Below are 17,036 nucleotides of genomic sequence, written 5' to 3' on the forward strand. Positions count from 1 at the left end.
CTCAGCCCAGCAGGACGTCGTCGTCGCCCAGGCGCTTCAGCTCGCGGTACAGGATCGCGAGGCCGGTGACGATGGCGGCGGCGGACACGGCGGCGTCGACCAGCTTCAGCACGTCGTGCTCGCTGCGGGCCTTCTTGACCTGCTTGATCACGCTGATCGCGCCGAAGGCGGTGGTGCCGATCGACAGGTAGGTGCCGGTCTTGGACTTCTTGAAGCCCTTGGCCTTGGACAGTGCACTGGTGCTCACAGGGACGGTGCCTCCTCAAGCAGCGGGTGACCCCAGCGTGCGACGAAGGCCGCCTCGACGGCGGCACCGACCTTGTAGAGCCGGTCGTCCTTCATCGCCGGGGCGATGATCTGGAGCCCGACCGGGAGACCGTCCTCCGGTGCCAGGCCGCAGGGGAGCGACATGGCGGAGTTGCCGGCCAGGTTGGTCGGGATGGTGCACAGGTCCGCGAGGTACATGGCGAGGGGGTCGTCGGTGCGCTCGCCGATGGGGAAGGCGGTGGTCGGGGTGGTCGGGGAGACGATCACGTCGACCTGCTCGAAGGACTTTTCGAAGTCCTTCGAGATGAGGGTGCGGACCTTCTGGGCGGAGCCGTAGTACGCGTCGTAGTAGCCGGAGCTGAGCGCGTACGTGCCGAGGATGATGCGGCGCTTGACCTCGTCGCCGAAGCCGGCTTCGCGGGTCAGGGCGGTGACGTCCTCGGCGGACCGGGTGCCGTCGTCGCCGACGCGCAGGCCGTAGCGCATGGCGTCGAAGCGGGCCAGGTTCGAGGAGCACTCGGACGGCGCGATCAGGTAGTACGCGGCCATCGCGAGGTCGAAGGACGGGCAGTCCAGCTCGACGATCTCGGCGCCGAGCTCCTTGAGGAGCTCCACCGACTCGTTGAAGCGCTGGACGACGCCGGCCTGGTAGCCCTCGCCGGCGAACTGCTTGACGACGCCGACGCGCATGCCGGCGACCGAGCCGTTGCGGGCGGCCTCGACGACCGGCGGGACCGGGGCGTCGATGGAGGTGGAGTCCATCGGGTCGTGGCCCGCGATGACCTCGTGCAGGAGCGCCGCGTCCAGGACCGTACGGGCGCAGGGCCCGCCCTGGTCGAGGGAGGAGGAGAAGGCGACCATGCCGTAGCGCGAGACGCCGCCGTACGTGGGCTTCACGCCGACCGTGCCGGTGACGGCGGCGGGCTGGCGGATGGAGCCGCCCGTGTCCGTGCCGATCGCGAGCGGGGCCTGGAAGGCGGCGAGGGCGGCCGCGGAACCGCCGCCGGAGCCGCCGGGGATCCGGGTGAGGTCCCAGGGGTTGCCGGTGGGGCCGTAGGCGCTGTTCTCGGTGGAGGACCCCATGGCGAACTCGTCCATGTTGGTCTTGCCGAGGATGACGACGTCGGCTTCCTTCAGCTTGCGCGTCAGGGTGGCGTCGTACGGCGGGATCCAGCCTTCGAGGATCTTCGAACCGACGGTGGTCGGGACCCCGACGGTGGTGAAGATGTCCTTGAGGGCGAGCGGGACGCCGGCCAGCGGGCCGAGCTTCTCGCCGCGCTCGCGCTTGGCGTCGACGGCGCGGGCCTGCGCGAGGGCGCCCTCGCGGTCCACGTACAGGAAGGCGTTGACCTTCTCGTCGGTGGCGTCGATGCGGGCCAGGTGGGCCTCGGTCACCTCGACGGCCGTGAGCTCGCCGGAGGCGATCTTCTCGGCGGTCTCGGCGGCCGTGAGCTTGATGATGTCGACCATGGCTGTTAGTCCTCCCCCAGGATCTGCGGCACCTTGAAACGCTGCTGCTCCTGGGCGGGAGCACCGGAGAGCGCCTGCTCGGGGGTGAGCGACGGACGGACCTCGTCCGCGCGCATGACGTTCGTCAGCGGCAGCGGGTGGGAGGTCGGCGGGACGTCTTGGTCGGCGACCTCGGAAACGCGGGCGACCGCGCCGATGATGTCGTCGAGCTGTCCGGCGAAGTGATCCAGCTCGTTGCTGGACAGCTCAAGGCGCGCCAGCCGAGCGAGGTGGACGACCTCCTCGCGCGTAATGCCAGGCATGCAGCGATCCTCTGGGGGTGGGTGGATGTTTGGTTTCGGACCCAATCCTATGGGGCCGGGCGCCCGGCCTGCGAAACGGTTTGGCCCGGGCCGCCGTGGGGTCGCCGCGCGGAGCCTTCCGAGCGTGCCCGGACCCGCGCCTCAATCGCCGGCCAGTTCCAGCCCCGCCGGCGTTTGAGGCGCGGGGGTCCGGGGGCAGGGCCCCCGGCAGCGGCGCCGCACCCGGCCGAGCCGGCGGCGGTCAGACCGCGTCGGCCTCGGCCGCGGCCAGTTCGGCCGAGATGTCGGCCGGGCGGCGCCAGCCGCGTTCGCCGCGGGCCAGCAGCCAGGCGGTGGCCTCCTGCGGCGGCATCGCGGCGGCGACCAGCCACCCCTGCACCGCGTCGCAGCCCAGGTCCCGCAGGCGCTCCCAGGTCTCGTCGTCCTCCACGCCCTCGGCGACGACGAGCAGGCCGAGCGAGTGCGCGAGGTCCACGGTGCAGCGGACGATCTCCGCGTCCTGCGCGTCGACGGCCAGCCGGCCCACGAAGGAGCGGTCGATCTTCAGCTCGCTGACCGGCAGCCGCCGCAGGTGGACCAGCGAGGAGTAGCCGGTGCCGAAGTCGTCCAGGGACATCTTGACGCCGTGGCCGGTGAGCCCGGCCATGGTGTCGGCTGCCCGCTGGGGGTCCTCCAGCAGGACGTGTTCCGTTATCTCCAGCTGGAGCCCGCTCGCCGGGACCCCGTGGCGGGCCAGTCGCGCGGCCACCGCACCCGCGAAGCCCGGGGTGTGGACGTCGCGGGGCGATACGTTGACGGCCACCGGGACCTTCAGTCCCTGGGCCCGCCACCGTGCCACCTGGGCGAGGGCCGTCTCCAGGACGTACTCCGTGAGGTGGGGCATCAGCCCGGAGGTCTCGGCGATCGCGATGAACTCGTCGGGGGACACCCGTCCGCGTTCCGGGTGGACCCAGCGGACCAGGGCTTCGAGCCCGGCCACCTGGCCGTCGAAGCGGACCTTCGGCTGGTAGTGGAGTTCCACTTCGCCGGCGTCCAGGGCTCTGCGGAGGTCGCCGAGGAGGCCCAGGCGGTCGGGGGTGTTGCTGTCCCGCTTGGACTCGTACACCTCCACGCCCGTCCTGTCGCGCTTGGCCTGGTACATCGCCACGTCCGCGCGCCGCAGCAGCCCCTCCGCGTCCAGGGCGTGGTCGGGGAAGACGGCGAGGCCGGCGCTGGCCTCCAGGACGAGGGTGAGGCCGTCCAGGTCGAGCGGGGAGCTGAGCTCGGCGACCAGGTGGCGGGCGACGCGCTGGGCGCTCGTGGTGGAGTCGGTGACGGGGAGCAGCACGGCGAACTCGTCACCGCCGAGCCGGGCCGCCTCGGCTTCCTCGGGCAGGGCCTGGCGCAGCCGGTCGGCGATCTGGAGCAGCAGGCGGTCGCCCGCGAGGTGGCCGAGGGTGTCGTTGACCGCCCGGAAGCGGTCCAGGTCGATCAGCACAAGAGCTGCCCGGGTGCCCAAACGTTCAGCCTCGTCCAGGGCGGACCAGGCGCGCTCCAGCAGCCACTGCCGGTTCGGGAGGCCGGTCAGCGGGTCCCGCAGCTGTTCCTCGGCGCGCGCCCGGGCGATCCACAGGGTGGAGTCCAGCGCGATCAGCGGTACGGCGAACAGCGGCAGCAGGACGGGCTGGGTGACCGCGACGACGCAGATCAGGGGGGCGATGCCGAGCAGCGCGACCGCGACTAAGGCCTGTCGGAGCAGGGCGGTGCGGGCGACGGTGGGCAGGCCGCCGCCGCGCGGGGCGAGCGCGATCCAGAGCAGGACCCGGGTGACGAGCAGGTAGGCGACGGCGACGAGGACCACCTCGGGGACCGCCTCCAACTCCCAGGTGGTGGGCAGCCAGGGGGTCTCGACGGAGGGTTTCACTCCGAAGGCGGCGAGCACGAGGGCCCCGGCGCCGATGCCGAGGATGTCCACGGAGCCGTGCAGCAGCCCCTGCCGCCATCGGTGCCGGCGGGCGGCTCCGACCAGGGAGACCACGGCCAGCGAGACCAGGCCCGCGGGCACCCACCCGTAGAGGAGGAGCACGCCGAGGGTGAGCGCGGCGCCGGATCCGGTGCCGCCCCACCAGCGGTCCCGGCCCAGGGCGACCAGGTGGCCGACGATGATGCCGGTGAGCAGGGCCAGCGCCCAGCCGACCGTGCCGCCGGGGAACAGTGCGTGACGGCCGCTCAGGGCGGACACGATGCCGGCGCCGAGGACCACGACCGAGAGGCCCACGACCAGGAAGGGCAGCACGCCGCGCCGTTCCTGTCCGCCCGCGTCGGTGTCGAGCGGTCGGGTCTCCGGTGTCCTGGCTCCCAGGACACCGAGCCTGCCCGCCCGCATGGACGGGAGTTCCCCGCCGAATTCAGGTGACGGGTCGGCGCTTTCGGTGGGTTTCATGCCCGTACCTCTCACAGCCGGCGATGCCGATGTCACGCGATGGCCCCGATGTCATGCCACCACGGCCGGATCGCATCCTGCAGCCGTGCACGACGGGCGCACCCCTCAACAGTAGGACGCGCGAGGCTCCCAGGGGCAGCGGTCGGCAGTGGTTGCCCGAATGCGGCCCAGCCATCCTCATCAGTACGGTATCCGCCGAACGGGTGAGTTTGGACCAGGACCCCCACGTCACCCATCCGATGATCCGACAGGTCACCGCCCTGCGACCAGCCTTGTACCAGCCGTTTACCACCGGCCGCCGCGCCTGGCGTACGCCCGCCCGTACGGCCGCACGCCACGCATCCGTTCGCCTTCGCTACTCCCCTCGGCGATTCCCCCTCTGGGGTACTTCCCGGTACTGCCCGGTACTACTCCCCTTCGCCCTCGCCGTCCACCGGGAGCGCGGCCTCCCGCGCCGCGTCCGGGCCCTGCTCCAGCAGCACGGCGAAACCGGCGTCGTCGAGGATGGACAGCTTCAACTGCACGGCCTTGTCGTACTTGGAGCCCGGGTTGTCGCCGACGACGACGAACGAGGTCTTCTTCGACACGGAGCCGGTGACCTTGGCGCCGCGGCTCTGCAGGGCCTCCTTCGCACCGTCCCGCGTGTGGCTCTGCAAAGTGCCGGTGACGACGACGGTCAGCCCCTCCAGCGGGCGGGGCCCCTCCTCCTCGGCGGAACCTTCCTCCTCCATCCGCACCCCGGCCTCCCGCCACTTGCGCAGGATCTCCTGGTGCCAGTCGACGGCGAACCACTCCTTGAGGGAGGCTGCGATGATCGCGCCGACGCCCTCGGTGGCGGTCAGCTCCTCCTCGGTGGCCTGCTCGATGCGCTCGATCGAACGGAACTCGCGGGCGAGGGCCTGCGCCGCGACCGGGCCGACGTGACGGATCGACAGGCCGTTGATGATGCGGGCGAGCGGGCGCTCCTTGGCCGCGGCGATGTTCTCCAGCATGGCCAGGGCGTTCTTCTTCGGCTCGCCCTTCTGGTTGGCGAAGACCGTGACGATCTTCTCCTCGCCGGTCTTCGGGTCCCGCTTGGGCAGGCCGCTGTCCGGGTCGAGGACGTACGCCTTGATGGGCAGCAGCTGCTCGATGGTCAGTCCGAAGAGGTCGCCCTCGTCGAGCAGGGGCGGCTGCGCCGGCTCCAGCGGGGCGGTCAGCGCGGCCGCGGCCACCATGCCGAAGTTCTCGATGTCCAGGGACTGCCGGCCGGCCAGGTAGAACAGCCGCTCGCGCAACTGGGCCGGGCAGGTCTGGGCGTTGGGGCACCGGACGTCGATGTCCCCCTCCTTCATGGGCCGCAGCGCCGTCCCGCACGCGGGGCACTCGGTGGGCATCACGAACTCCCGCTCGCTGCCGTCCCGCAGGTCCACCACCGGCCCCAGGATCTCGGGGATGACGTCGCCCGCCTTGCGCAGCACGACCGTGTCCCCGATGAGCACGCCCTTGGCCTTGACGACCTCCTGGTTGTGCAGGGTGGCGAACTCGACCTCCGAGCCCGCCACCGTGACCGGCTCCACCTGCGCGTACGGGGTGACGCGCCCGGTGCGGCCGACGCCGACCTTGATGTCGATCAGCTTGGTGTTGACCTCTTCGGGGGCGTACTTCCAGGCGATGGCCCAGCGCGGGGCGCGCGCCGTGGAGCCGAGCCGTCCCTGGAGGGCGATCTCGTCGAGCTTGACGACGACGCCGTCGATCTCGTGCTCCACGGAGTGCCGGTTCTCGCCGAAGTCCGCGATGAACGCGCGGACCTCGGCGAGGGAGGCGACCACCTTGTTGTGCCGGGCGGTGGGCAGGCCCCACTCGCGCAACAGCTCGTACGCCTGCGACTGGCGCTCGATGTCGAAGCCCTCGCGGGCGCCGATGCCGTGCACGACCATGTGCAGCGGGCGGCTCGCGGTGACCTTCGGGTCCTTCTGCCGCAGCGAACCGGCCGCCGCGTTGCGAGGGTTCGCGAAGGGCTTGCCCTCCGCCTCCACGAGCCGGGCGTTGAGCTCCTCGAACTTCTCCATCGGGAAGTAGACCTCGCCGCGGATCTCGACGAGGGCCGGGATCCGGTCGCCCTTGAGGCGATCCGGGATCTCGGCGATGGTGCGGACGTTGGGCGTGATGTCCTCACCGGTGCGGCCGTCGCCGCGGGTGGCGGCACGGGTGAGCCGGCCGTTCTCGTAGGTGAGGTTGACCGCGAGGCCGTCCACCTTGAGCTCGCACAGGTAGTGGTAGTCCGAGGTGTTCACGTCCCGGGCCACCCGATCGGCCCAGGCGGACAGTTCCTCGTCGTCGAAGGCGTTGTCGAGGGAGAGCATGCGCTCCCGGTGCTCGACGGAGGCGAAGTCCGTCTCGTACGCCCCGGCCACCTTCTGGGTGGGCGAGTCGGGCGTGCGCAGCTCCGTGTACTGCTCCTCCAGCGCCTCCAGGGAGCGCAGCAGCTTGTCGAACTCGGCGTCGCTGACGACCGGCTGGTCGTTCACGTAGTACCGGAAGCGGTGCTCCTCGATCTGCTCGGCGAGCAGCTGGTGCTGCTCGCGCACCGCCGCCGGTACTGCCGTGTCCTGCTGTTCGGCTGCCATGCCGTGTCCTCCCGTGCCCCGTCTCGACCGTCACTCAGGGTTGTCGGCGAGCGACCTCGCCGCCCTGACGCAGTGCGCCTGCACCGCGCGGGCGTAGGCGGGCGAGGCGCCCGCCAGACCGCACGAAGGAGTGACCACGACGGACTCCGCGAGAGTCCCCGGGGCCAGCCCCAGCCTGCGCCAAAGCTTCCTGACACCCATGACGCTACCGGCAGGGTCCGACAACGGGCCGTCCGTGCCCGGCACCACTCCGGCGAAGAGTTTCGCACCGCCCTCGACGGCCTCGCCGATGGCGTCGTCCTCGCGCTCGGTGAGCAGCGAGAAATCGAACGACACGCCCGCGGCCCCGGCCCGGCGGAGCAGGCCGAAGGGGACCTCGGGCGCGCAGGAGTGCACGATCACGTCCCCGTCGTGCACGGCGAAGAGCTCCCGCAGCGTGCCCTCGACGACCTGCCGGTCGACGGCGCGGTAGGTGCGGTAGCCGCTCGCGGAGCGGACCCGGCCGAGCAGCACCGCCGTCAGGGACGGCTCGTCGAACTGCAGCACGACGTCGGCGCCGGGGACCCGCTTGCGCACGTCGGCCAGGTGGTCGCGCAGCCCCTCGGCCAGCGATCCGGCCAGGTCCCGGCAGGCCCCCGGGTCCTGGAGCATCGCCTCGCCGCCGTGCAGTTCCAGGGCTGCGGCCAGCGTCCACGGGCCGACCGCCTGGACCTTGAGCTTCCCGGTGTAGCCCTGGGTGAACTCCTCCAGGGCGTCGAGGTCCTCCCCGAGCCAGGACCGGGCCCGCTTCGAGTCCCGTCCGGGGCGGTCGCTGATCCGCCAGCCGCTGGGCTCGACGTGCGCGTACATGTCGACGAGCAGTCCGAGGGACCGGCCGATCATGTCGGCGCCGGGCCCGCGGGCGGGCAGCTCGGGGAGGTACGGGAACTCCTCGAAGGACCCGGTGACGGTCTTGGCGGCCTCGCGGGCGTCGCCGCCGGGCAGCGAACCGACGCCGGTGGCGCTCGCGGTCACCGGCCCGGCCTGACGCTCAGGTCGTTGACCTCGGCGTCGCGCGGCAGGTCGACGGCCATGACGACGGTGGTCGCCACCGACTCGGGGTCGATCCAGGCGGCGGGGTCGTACTCCTTGCCCTCCTGGGAGTGCACCTTGGCCTGCATGGGGCTGGCGGTCCGCCCCGGGTAGACGGAGGTGACGCGGATCCCGTTGGCCTTCTCCTCCGCGCGCAGCGAGTCGGCGAGGGCCTTCAGCCCGTGCTTGGAGGCGGCGTACGCGCTCCAGTCGGCGTGGGCGGTCAGGCCGGCGCCGGAGTTCACGAAGACGACGGTGGCCTTGGAGGCGCGCAGGGTGGGCAGGAGCAGCCGGGTGACCTCGGCGGGCGCGATCAGGTTGACGTTGAGCTGCTGGTGCCAGGTCTTGGGGCGCAGCTCGCCGACCGGTCCGAGGTCCACGATCCCGGCGATGTGCAGCAGGGAGTCGATCCGCTCGGGGATCGGCTGCTTGGAGAAGGCCCACGAGAGGCGGTCGGGGTCGGCGAGGTCGCCCACGAGGACGCGCGCGCCGGGGTAGCGCTCGACGAGCTGCTTGCCGCGGGCGGCGTCGCGGGCGAGGAGGACGAGGTCGTCGCCACGGGCGTGCAGGCGGGCCGCGACGGCGGCGCCGATGCCGGATCCGGCACCGGTGATCATGTGAGTAGCCATACCGCCCATGCTCGCACCCCCGGGCGTGCTCGGTGCCCGAAGGCCGAGGTCAGGTGCCGACGGCCGCCGCGTAGGCCCGTTCCACGGCGGCGCGCGCGGCGGCCGCCTGCTCCGCCGTGACGGCGGCAGCGAAGCCCTGGCCGATCACGGCGTGCGGGAGCGTCGTGACGAGCCGGTCCCGCACGTCGCCCCGTGGCCCGGCCCACCGCTCCAGGGCCTCGTCCCGTACGGCGGCCAGCGCGGCGGCGCGGTCCGGTACGGGCGGGTCGAAGCGGCCGCCGGAGGCCCGCCGGTGCTCCTGCCAGCGGTCCTCCCAGAACTCCACGGTCCAGCCGGGCCAGCGCGCCACCACCGGACGGACCCTGGCGGTGTTCAGCCACCAGCCGACGTGGCGCCGCTCCGGGTCCACGTGGATCCCGGCCTCCGCGCCCAGCCGGTGGCTCCCGTGGTCCGGGGCGTCGCGGAGCCGGTCCAGCAGGGCGGGTCCCTCCTCGACCGGATGGTCCTCGATGTCGGCCAGGACGTGGCAGCGCCCGTCCCCGGTGGTCACCACGGCCACCATCGGGTCGGGGTCGGTGATCTCCTCGTCGCCCGGCTCCAGCGCCGGGCCGGGGTACACGGCGGCGGGTTCCTCGTCTGCCGGACCGGGGCCGAGGTGGGCGCGCAGCCCGCGCTGGCCGTCGTACAGCCAGCGCACCTCCCACCCGGGCCAGGTCCCCCGCAGCAGTTCCAGGGCGGCGGCCCGGGTGCGCGGGGAGGCGGTCGGCCCCTCCTGTGCGAAGAGCAGGAGGAGCCTGCGGGCCGGGTCGGCGAGGACGCCCGCCTCGACGATGCCGTCGGGGTACCAGCCCTCCTCGACGGCGTGGTCGCGCAGGAAAGGCAGCGCCGCCTCCGGTCCGCCGAGGAGGTCGAGTGCCAGGTCCACGGCTCCGAAGGAGGAACGGTGGCGGGTGTGACCCAGGGGGCCCGAGAGGACGAAGACGGCCCGGTTGCCCATCGTCAGAGCCCGGCTTCCGCGCGCAGGCGGGCCGCCGTCTTGGAGGCGTCGTAGTCGGCCGGGACCCCCTCGACCAGGACGACCTCGCCCGTCATGTGGCGGGTGCGCAGCGGGAGGATGGCCCGGTAGGCGTCGGAGGCGTACCAGGCGCGCGCCCGCTCGATGTCGGGGAAGCCGATCACGACGACGGTGCCGGGGAAGGGGCCCTCCACCACCTCGACCTCCTTGCCGTGCACGAGGAAGCGGCCCTCGAAGGGGTCCATGGTCGACTGGATCCGCTCGATGTACTCGAGGATGTCCTCGTTCACGGTCTCGGGGCGGATGTGGGCGATGGCGTACGCGGTCATGGTCTGCTCCCCTGTGGACCGGCCCGTCGGTCCGGGCCCGTTGATCCGATCCTGTCAGCGCGCGGCACTGGCGGCGATTACCCCGCAGGTCATGCCGAGGCGGGCTGGAAGGTGCGCCGGTAGGCGATCGGGGAGACGCCGAGCGTCGAGCGCATGTGCTGGCGCAGGGAGTTGGCGGAGCCGAAGCCGGCCCGGTGGGCGACCAGGTCGACGGGCAGGTCGCTGGACTCCAGCAGGTGGCGGGCCAGTTCGAGCCGTTGGGCGGTGAGCCACTGCACCGGGGTCATGCCGACCTCGTCGCGGAACCGGCGGGTGAAGGTGCGCAGGCTCATCCGGGCGTGCGCGGCCAGTTCGGCGAGGGTGACCGGTTCGGCGAGGCGCTCCAGGGCCCAGGCCCGGGTGGCGGTGGTGCTGGCGACCGAGGGTTCGGGGACGGGGCGGTCGATGAACTGGGCCTGTCCGCCGTCGCGCCACGGCGGGACGACGCACATGCGCGCGGCGCGGTTGGTGACGGCGACGCCGTGGTCGCTGCGGATCATGTGCAGGCACAGGTCGACTCCCGCGGAGACGCCGGCCGAGGTCAGCACGTCGCCGTCGTCGACGAAGAGGACGTCCTCGTCGATGCGGACCCTCGGGTAGGCGCGGCGGAACTCCTGGGCGAGGTTCCAGTGGGTGGTCGCGGGCCGGTCGTCGAGGAGGCCGGCGGCGGCGAGCACGTAGGAGCCGGTGCAGATCGACACCAGGCGGGTGCCGGGGCGGATCGCGGCGATGGCGCCGGCGACGGCGGGGGGCAGCGGTCCGCCGAGGGCCAGCTCCGGCATGGCGTGGGTGGGCGGGACGATCACGGTGTCGGCGGCGGCGAGGGCTTCGGGTCCGGCGGCGGGCTGGAGGGTGAAGCCGGAGTCGCTGAGCACGGGGGCGCCGTCGGCGGTGCAGACGACGACCTCGTAGAGGGCTTCACCGTCCTCGCCCACGGCGCTGCCGAAGACCCGCGAGGGAATGCCCAGCTCGAACGGGGGGAAGCCCGGCAGGGCGAGCACGGCGACCAGGTGCCGCCCGTCCGCGCCGCTCCCGGGGCGGGCCGTGTGCTCGGTGTGCTCCCGCATCTCGCTCATGGCCAGATCCTGTCACATAGTGGCCAAACGGCCAACACCGTCGCGGGGTGCCGTGCCCGAATCTGGGACACGTCGCCGGGAAACGGCCCGGAACCGACGCAAAAACGGATGGAACGAGGCGGACAGACATGCGCGCGATCGTCGTGAACGAGTGGGGCGGCCCGGAGAACCTGGTCGAGCGGGAGATCGACCGGCCCGAGCCCGGTCTGGGCGAGGTCCTGGTCCGCGTCCACGCGGCCGGCGTCAACCCCGTCGACTGGAAGACCCGGGACAGCGGGGCGCTCATCGCCTGGGGCGAGCACCCGATCGTGGGCTGGGACGTCTCCGGCACCGTCGAGGCGGTCGGCCCCGGCGTGACCGTCCACGCCCCCGGCGACGAGGTGTACGGCATGCCGCACTTCCCGCGGCAGGCGGGCGGCTACGCCCAGTACGTGACCGCTCCGGCCCGGCACTTCGCCGCGAAGCCGGCCACCCTGGACCACGTACAGGCCGCGGCCCTGCCGCTGGCGGCGCTGACCGCCTGGCAGGCCCTGGTGGACACGGCCGGGGTGAGCGCCGGTCAGCGGGTCCTGGTGCACGCGGCGGCCGGCGGTGTGGGCCACCTGGCGGTGCAGATCGCCAAGGCCCGCGGCGCGTACGTGATCGGCACCGCGAGCGAGGGCAAGCACGCGCTGCTGCGCGAGCTGGGCGCCGACGAGGTGATCGACTACCGCACCACCGACTTCGAGGACGCCGTCTCCGACGTGGACGTCGTGATCGACGCCGTCGGCGGGGAGTACACGCAGCGCTCGCTGAAGGTCCTCAAGACCGGCGGCCACCTGGTGACGCTGCCCGGCCCCGACTCCCTCCCGGCCGACCCGCAGGGCGTGCACGCCTCCTGGGTCCTGGTCGAGCCGGACCTGGGCGGCCTGCGGGAGATCGCGGCCCTCGTCGAGCAGGGGCTGCTGAAGCCGCTGGTCGACACGGTGCTGCCGCTGGAGCAGGCGGCGCGGGCCCACGAGATCGGCGAGCAGGGCCGCACCACCGGCAAGATCGTCCTGACCGTCGCCTGAGCGGCCCGGTCTGCGGCGGGACGGCCCGCCCCCTAGGGGGCGGGCCGTCCGCGCAGGTGGCGCTGGAGCCGGGCGTGGCGGAACTGGTAGACGGCGCCGACCTGGCGCAGCACGCCGCGCCGGTAGGCGTCCTCCAGGAAGGCCACGGTCGCCCAGGGGAGGCGCCCGGTCAGCGGCAGCCAGACGCGGGCCAGCAGCACCCACTGGCCCCAGGCCGTGAACGCCAGGGCGTAGGAGAGCGCTCCGGCCACCCCGCCCACGGCGCCGAGCGCGAGCCCGTCGGCCATCGGCCAGGTCAAGGGGCCGACGACGCCCTGGAGCAGCTCGGTCATGAGCCGGCCGCCGAAGGCGATCACCACGGTGAGCATGGGCGCGAGGAAGAGGGCCTGGCGCACCACGATGCTGCGGTTGACGGCCAGCAGGTCGGTCGGGGTGGCGGCGCGGCCGAGGTCGATGGGGGTCTCCAGGGTGGCGACGAGCCCGAGGACGAGTCCTCCCGCCAGGGCGAACGTGAGCCCGTACATCAGGCAGTTGACGGCCGTCGCCTCCAGCACCGCCGGATTGGCCAGCACCCCGCCGTACGTCAGCTGCGCGCCGACGGTGTAGGCGAGCCCGCACCCGAGCCCCATGACGCATCCGCCCAGCAGTCCGGCCGGTACGAGGGCGGCGACGCGGCGGGCGGACGGTCCGGCGGACGTCCGGCGACGGCCCGGCAGCCGGATCCGCACCCGGGACGGCTCGAACGCCCGGATCCCGAGCACGGCCACGAGTGCGTGGACCAGCCCGAAGGCGAGACCGACGGCGGGGCCGAACAGCAGCGCGTCCAGCAGGCCCGACCCGAGCGCGAAGGCGGCGCCGCGGCCCGCCAGCAGGTTCCTGGCGGGGAAGACCAGCCAGTCGGCGACCGCGGTGACCAGGGAGCAGGCGAGGACGACGGCCAGGATCCGCGGGGCGAGCGGCAGTGACTCGCGCAGCTGCCACCAGGCCAGGTCCTGGCCGCCCCGCCGCCCGGGCCGGTCCAGGTGCCCGGCGAGGTGGCCCAGGTAGTGCCGGGCGCGCTGCGGGTTCCAGGCCCGGGTGCCGCGCGCGCGGCGTGCGCCCGGGGCGGCCGTGGGGGGCGGTGATCCGTAGACGCTCGGCACGAATCCGGCCAGCAGGTGCTCCTCGATGGCCTCCGGGGTCGGGAAGCGGGCGGAGTCCAGCAGGACGGCCGGGTCCTGGGCCGGGGTGTCGCTGTAGACGGTCCGGGCGAGCAGGACCATCAGCGGGGTGCGGAGGACGGCCGCGAGGCGGGCGCCGGGGGCGCCGTCCGGATCGGTGCGCAGCCGCTCCAGCACCGGGTCCCAGCCGGTGGCGGCCCGGCCGTCGCGGTCGGCTGGTGGGATGGGGCGCGCGGTGCGGGGCAGGTAGTGGACCAGGTCGTCGGCGTCCAGGTCCAGCAGCTCGATGCCCGCGGTGCGGCGGAGCACCTCGACTCCGACGGCCTCGGCGAACTGCTCGGTGCGGCTGGTCAGGAGCAGCGGCAGCGCGCTGGTGTTGAGTTCGCGCAGGGCGACGCCGAGCAGCCCGGTGGCCATCTCGTCGAACCCGTCCAGCACCGGCAGGATCCATCCGGCGTCCACGAGGGCGGCGGCGAGGGTGGAGCCGCCGGGTGCGCTCGCGTCGAGGTTCGGGTGGTCGCGCAGCAGCCGGGCGATCAGCCAGTCGCGCAGGGTGGTGCCGGTCGGGTCCCACGCTCCCATGCTGAAGACCACGGGCACGGGCTCGCCGGGGGTGCGGGCCGCCAGGTGGTCGAGGACGAACCGCAGGACGAGGACGGTCTTGCCGGAGCCGGCCCGGCCGAGCACCACCAGCCGGCCGGACCGGACGCGCCGGTAGACGTCGGCGATGTCGGTCAGGCCGCCGTCGAGGGAGGGCCGTCCGTCGGCGGTTCCGGGCGCTCCGGGCGCCTCGGAGGCCCCGGGGGGAGTGCCGCTGATGTTGGCCCGGTGGTCGAGCAGTTCGGCGGGTGCGGAGCGCCAGCGCACGGGCAGTGGGAAGGGGTCGTGGACGCGGCGCTGCTCCTCCTCGCGGATGCAGCGGCCGTAGACGTCGTGCGCGAGCGCCTCGGCGACCGCGGCCAGGGCGCCCCGGGGCGTCGCCAGCGTGCCGGGGCGCCCCGGCAGGGCCGGTACGGGAGCCGGTACGGAGGCGGGCGCGGGGGGCGGAGCCGGAGCGCCGGCGGGCGACGGCGGCTCGCGCACGCCCTCCTCCCCGGCCTGCCCGGCAGAGGCGGCCGCGTTGCCCCGGTGGGCGGCCAGCAGGTCCGTCCAGAGCTCGTCCCGGTCGCGTCGCAGCTCGTCGGCCAGTGCGTGCGCGACCTGCTTCACCGTTCCCATCCGGGCGTCGGTGGGTTTGCCGGTCTCCAGCCGGTGGATGGTCCGGACCCCGAGCCGGGACCGCTCGGCCAACTGCTCCTGCGTCATCCCCGCCTCGTGCCGCAACCCGCGGAGCAACGCACCGAACCGGCTGCTCACTTGTAGGCCCTTTCCCCCGACGACACTCCTGCCACCTGTGTCCGATGTCCTGCGGAATCCCGGTCAAACCACGGGGCACCACCGACCGGCCACATATGGCCGGTTGCGGGCATGGTCCGCCGACCAGCACGAACACCACGATGAGTGCCTGTCGCCGCACCCGACGCGGCGCCGCCTCGACCCAGGGGAGTTGACCCGTATGTCCACCACGAAGCCGAACAGGCTCAGCCGCCGCCTCAAGTCCGTCGTCGCGTCGACGGTCTTATTGCTCGCCGGCGCCGTCGTCGCACCCACCAGCGCGCACGCCGCCCCGGCGAACCACTACTACATCGAGATCGGCGGCACCGGCGCGGCCGCGGAGGCGCCCGGATGCACCACGAGCTTCGACGCCGCGAACAGGGATCTGAAGGGGGGCATCGCGGTACCGGTCTGCTACGTGGCCAGCGGCGGACCCTTCGTCGGGAGCCACAACGAGCAGCCGGCCCCCTTCGCGCCCAGCTTCGGCGACAGCGTGAACCAGGGCTACTGGAACGCCAAGGCCGCCCTGGAGGAGGCCTACCGGGCCGACCCGACCGCGACCTTCACGGTCGCCGGCTACTCCCAGGGCGCCTGGGTCGCCGACCTGCTGCTCCAGACGATCGCCGACAACGGCACCGAGGTGCCGCGCGAGCGGGTCGACGGCATGCTCTACTCCGACCCGATGCAGCCGGGAACCGGTTTCTGGCGCCTGGTCCCGGAGGGGGTCCTCGTCCCCTTCGTGGCCTACTCCCCCGGCACCGGGCCGGAGGACTTCCCGGGCGTCCCCGTCCAGCGGCACTGCATCCAGACCGACGGGGTCTGTGACGCGACGTCCCTGAACTCCTTCCCCGGCTTCCTGCAGCAGCACCCGCGCTACTTCCGGGAGGGCGAGATCATCGCCACCACCCTCAACCAGCACGGCGGCCGCGGCACCGTCTGGTACCCGGCGGCCTGATTCCGCCCGGACGGCACGACGCCGCGGCCCGCACGGGGGGGGCCGCGGCGTCCTGCCGTGAACGGCGGCGGTCAGACGGGGGCGGTCAGACGGCGGCGGTGGCCCGCGTCGTGGTCGCGATGGTGGCGGAGCCGACCACCCGGGTGCCGTCGTAGAGCACGATCGCCTGGCCGGGGGCCACACCGCGGACCGGCTCGGTGAAGGAGACGCGCAGCTCGCCGTCGACGACCTCGGCGAAGACCTCGGTCTCGCCGCCGTGGGCGCGCAGCTGGGCGGTGTACGTGCCCGGGGCGGCGGCCACGGCTCCGCACCAGCGGGGGCGGATCGCGGTGAGGGCGGTGACGTCGAGGGCCTCGACCGGGCCGACGGTGACGGTGTTGTTCACCGGGGAGATGTCGAGGACGTAGCGCGGCTTGCCGTCGGGGGCGGGGTGGCCGATGCGCAGGCCCTTGCGCTGGCCGATGGTGAAGCCGAAGGCACCTTCGTGGGTGCCGACCTTCTCACCGGTCGCCTCGTCGACGATGTCGCCCTCGGCCTTGCCGAGGCGGTCGGCGAGGAAGCCCTGGGTGTCGCCGTCGGCGATGAAGCAGATGTCGTGGCTGTCGGGCTTCTTCGCGACGGCCAGGCCCCGGCGCTCGGCCTCGGCGCGGATCTCGTCCTTGGTGGTGAGGGTGTCGCCGAGCGGGAAGAGCGCGTGGGCGAGCTGCTTCTCGTCGAGGACGCCGAGGACGTACGACTGGTCCTTGGCCATGTCGCTGGCGCGGTGCAGCTCGCGGGAACCGTCCTCGTTCAGCACAACGGTGGCGTAGTGGCCGGTGCAGACGGCGTCGAAGCCGAGGGCGAGGGCCTTGTCGAGCAGCGCCGCGAACTTGATCTTCTCGTTGCAGCGCAGGCAGGGGTTGGGGGTGCGCCCGGCCTCGTACTCGGAGACGAAGTCCTCGACGACGTCCTCGCGGAAGCGCTCGGCCAGGTCCCAGACGTAGAACGGGATGCCGATGACGTCGGCGGCGCGGCGGGCGTCGCGGGAGTCCTCGATGGTGCAGCAGCCGCGGGCGCCGGTCCGGAAGGACTGCGGGTTCGCGGAGAGCGCGAGGTGGACACCGGTCACGTCGTGCCCGGCTTCGACCGCGCGGGCGGCGGCGACGGCGGAGTCCACGCCGCCGGACATGGCGGCCAGGACGCGGAGGGGGCGGGCGGTGCGCGGCAGGTTCTCAGTCATAGCGCCTTCCAGGGTACGGGGGAACCGGCCGGGGTCACAGCGCGTTA

14 protein-coding genes are annotated in these 17,036 nt (G+C 73.3%); 2 read left to right on the forward strand and 12 right to left on the reverse strand.

The features are described 5' to 3' along the window. Position 1 precedes the first annotated feature (1 nt). The 10 genes from ACZ6JT_RS14935 to ACZ6JT_RS14980 form a co-directional block, all read right to left on the reverse strand. Entirely contained in the window at positions 2-247 is a 246-nt protein-coding gene (locus ACZ6JT_RS14935) for a hypothetical protein (protein WP_360903907.1), read from the reverse strand. Continuing rightward, positions 244-1,737, reverse strand: a complete 1,494-nt coding sequence (gene gatA, locus ACZ6JT_RS14940; RefSeq protein ID WP_469209962.1) for an Asp-tRNA(Asn)/Glu-tRNA(Gln) amidotransferase subunit GatA — start codon at positions 1,735-1,737, stop codon at positions 244-246. The genes ACZ6JT_RS14935 and gatA overlap by 4 nt, the downstream gene beginning before the upstream one ends. 5 nt (positions 1,738-1,742) lie before the next feature. Then, positions 1,743-2,039: an Asp-tRNA(Asn)/Glu-tRNA(Gln) amidotransferase subunit GatC gene (gene gatC / locus ACZ6JT_RS14945; protein ID WP_030030671.1), complete on the reverse strand. Its 297-nt coding sequence runs from the start codon at positions 2,037-2,039 to the stop codon at positions 1,743-1,745. Between the two features lie 241 nt (positions 2,040-2,280). After that, positions 2,281-4,461 (reverse strand): putative bifunctional diguanylate cyclase/phosphodiesterase, encoded by a 2,181-nt coding sequence (locus ACZ6JT_RS14950; protein ID WP_469209965.1) that lies wholly within the window; start codon positions 4,459-4,461, stop codon positions 2,281-2,283. Between the two features lie 407 nt (positions 4,462-4,868). Then, positions 4,869-7,070 (reverse strand): NAD-dependent DNA ligase LigA, encoded by a 2,202-nt coding sequence (ligA, locus tag ACZ6JT_RS14955; protein ID WP_469209967.1) that lies wholly within the window; start codon positions 7,068-7,070, stop codon positions 4,869-4,871. Positions 7,071-7,100: 30 nt separating this feature from the next. After that, positions 7,101-8,084, reverse strand: coding sequence for a methionine synthase (locus tag ACZ6JT_RS14960; RefSeq protein WP_469209968.1), 984 nt, complete (start codon positions 8,082-8,084; stop codon positions 7,101-7,103). After that, positions 8,081-8,770, reverse strand: a complete 690-nt coding sequence (locus tag ACZ6JT_RS14965; RefSeq protein WP_469209970.1) for an SDR family oxidoreductase — start codon at positions 8,768-8,770, stop codon at positions 8,081-8,083. The genes ACZ6JT_RS14960 and ACZ6JT_RS14965 overlap by 4 nt, the downstream gene beginning before the upstream one ends. Before the next feature lie 49 nt (positions 8,771-8,819). Next, positions 8,820-9,767: a hypothetical protein gene (locus tag ACZ6JT_RS14970; RefSeq protein WP_469209972.1), complete on the reverse strand. Its 948-nt coding sequence runs from the start codon at positions 9,765-9,767 to the stop codon at positions 8,820-8,822. 2 nt (positions 9,768-9,769) lie between these two features. Further along, a complete protein-coding gene (locus ACZ6JT_RS14975) occupies positions 9,770-10,114 on the reverse strand; it encodes a DUF1330 domain-containing protein (protein ID WP_469209974.1) in 345 nt (114 codons plus the stop codon). Between the two features lie 89 nt (positions 10,115-10,203). Beyond that, positions 10,204-11,220, reverse strand: a complete 1,017-nt coding sequence (locus tag ACZ6JT_RS14980) for a GlxA family transcriptional regulator (protein ID WP_469210699.1) — start codon at positions 11,218-11,220, stop codon at positions 10,204-10,206. Between the two features lie 137 nt (positions 11,221-11,357). Here ACZ6JT_RS14980 and ACZ6JT_RS14985 point away from each other — a divergent pair, with 137 nt between their 5' ends. Next, the gene (locus ACZ6JT_RS14985) at positions 11,358-12,281 is read left to right on the forward strand and encodes an NADP-dependent oxidoreductase (protein WP_469209975.1); all 924 of its coding nucleotides are present in this window, start codon (positions 11,358-11,360) and stop codon (positions 12,279-12,281) included. 32 nt (positions 12,282-12,313) lie between these two features. Here ACZ6JT_RS14985 and ACZ6JT_RS14990 read toward each other — a convergent pair whose 3' ends face one another. Continuing rightward, positions 12,314-14,797 carry a helix-turn-helix transcriptional regulator gene (locus ACZ6JT_RS14990; protein WP_469209977.1) on the reverse strand — a complete coding sequence of 828 codons (2,484 nt, stop codon included), beginning with the start codon at positions 14,795-14,797 and terminating at the stop codon, positions 12,314-12,316. 199 nt (positions 14,798-14,996) lie between these two features. On the opposite strand from ACZ6JT_RS14990, the gene ACZ6JT_RS14995 reads away from it, so the two are divergent. After that, positions 14,997-15,770 (forward strand): PE-PPE domain-containing protein, encoded by a 774-nt coding sequence (locus tag ACZ6JT_RS14995; protein WP_469209978.1) that lies wholly within the window; start codon positions 14,997-14,999, stop codon positions 15,768-15,770. A gap of 85 nt (positions 15,771-15,855) precedes the next feature. On the opposite strand, the gene mnmA is transcribed toward ACZ6JT_RS14995, so the two are convergent. Next, positions 15,856-16,989 (reverse strand): tRNA 2-thiouridine(34) synthase MnmA, encoded by a 1,134-nt coding sequence (gene mnmA / locus ACZ6JT_RS15000; protein ID WP_469209979.1) that lies wholly within the window; start codon positions 16,987-16,989, stop codon positions 15,856-15,858. Positions 16,990-17,036: the final 47 nt, after the last annotated feature.

This window comes from Streptomyces sp. NPDC046308 (assembly GCF_055588065.1).

Excerpts from the sequence above, each read along its gene's own strand:
- mnmA (WP_469209979.1), bottom strand. The coding sequence starts at position 16,989 with ATGACTGAGAACCTGCCGCGCACCGCCCGCCCCCTCCGCGTCCTGGCC.
- ACZ6JT_RS14975 (WP_469209974.1), bottom strand. The coding sequence starts at position 10,114 with ATGACCGCGTACGCCATCGCCCACATCCGCCCCGAGACCGTGAACGAG.
- gatA (WP_469209962.1), bottom strand. The coding sequence starts at position 1,737 with ATGGTCGACATCATCAAGCTCACGGCCGCCGAGACCGCCGAGAAGATC.
- ACZ6JT_RS14985 (WP_469209975.1), top strand. The coding sequence starts at position 11,358 with ATGCGCGCGATCGTCGTGAACGAGTGGGGCGGCCCGGAGAACCTGGTC.
- ACZ6JT_RS14980 (WP_469210699.1), bottom strand. The coding sequence starts at position 11,220 with ATGCGGGAGCACACCGAGCACACGGCCCGCCCCGGGAGCGGCGCGGAC.
- ligA (WP_469209967.1), bottom strand. The coding sequence starts at position 7,070 with ATGGCAGCCGAACAGCAGGACACGGCAGTACCGGCGGCGGTGCGCGAG.
- gatC (WP_030030671.1), bottom strand. The coding sequence starts at position 2,039 with ATGCCTGGCATTACGCGCGAGGAGGTCGTCCACCTCGCTCGGCTGGCG.
- ACZ6JT_RS14950 (WP_469209965.1), bottom strand. The coding sequence starts at position 4,461 with ATGAAACCCACCGAAAGCGCCGACCCGTCACCTGAATTCGGCGGGGAA.
- ACZ6JT_RS14995 (WP_469209978.1), top strand. The coding sequence starts at position 14,997 with ATGTCCACCACGAAGCCGAACAGGCTCAGCCGCCGCCTCAAGTCCGTC.
- ACZ6JT_RS14965 (WP_469209970.1), bottom strand. The coding sequence starts at position 8,770 with ATGGCTACTCACATGATCACCGGTGCCGGATCCGGCATCGGCGCCGCC.
- ACZ6JT_RS14970 (WP_469209972.1), bottom strand. The coding sequence starts at position 9,767 with ATGGGCAACCGGGCCGTCTTCGTCCTCTCGGGCCCCCTGGGTCACACC.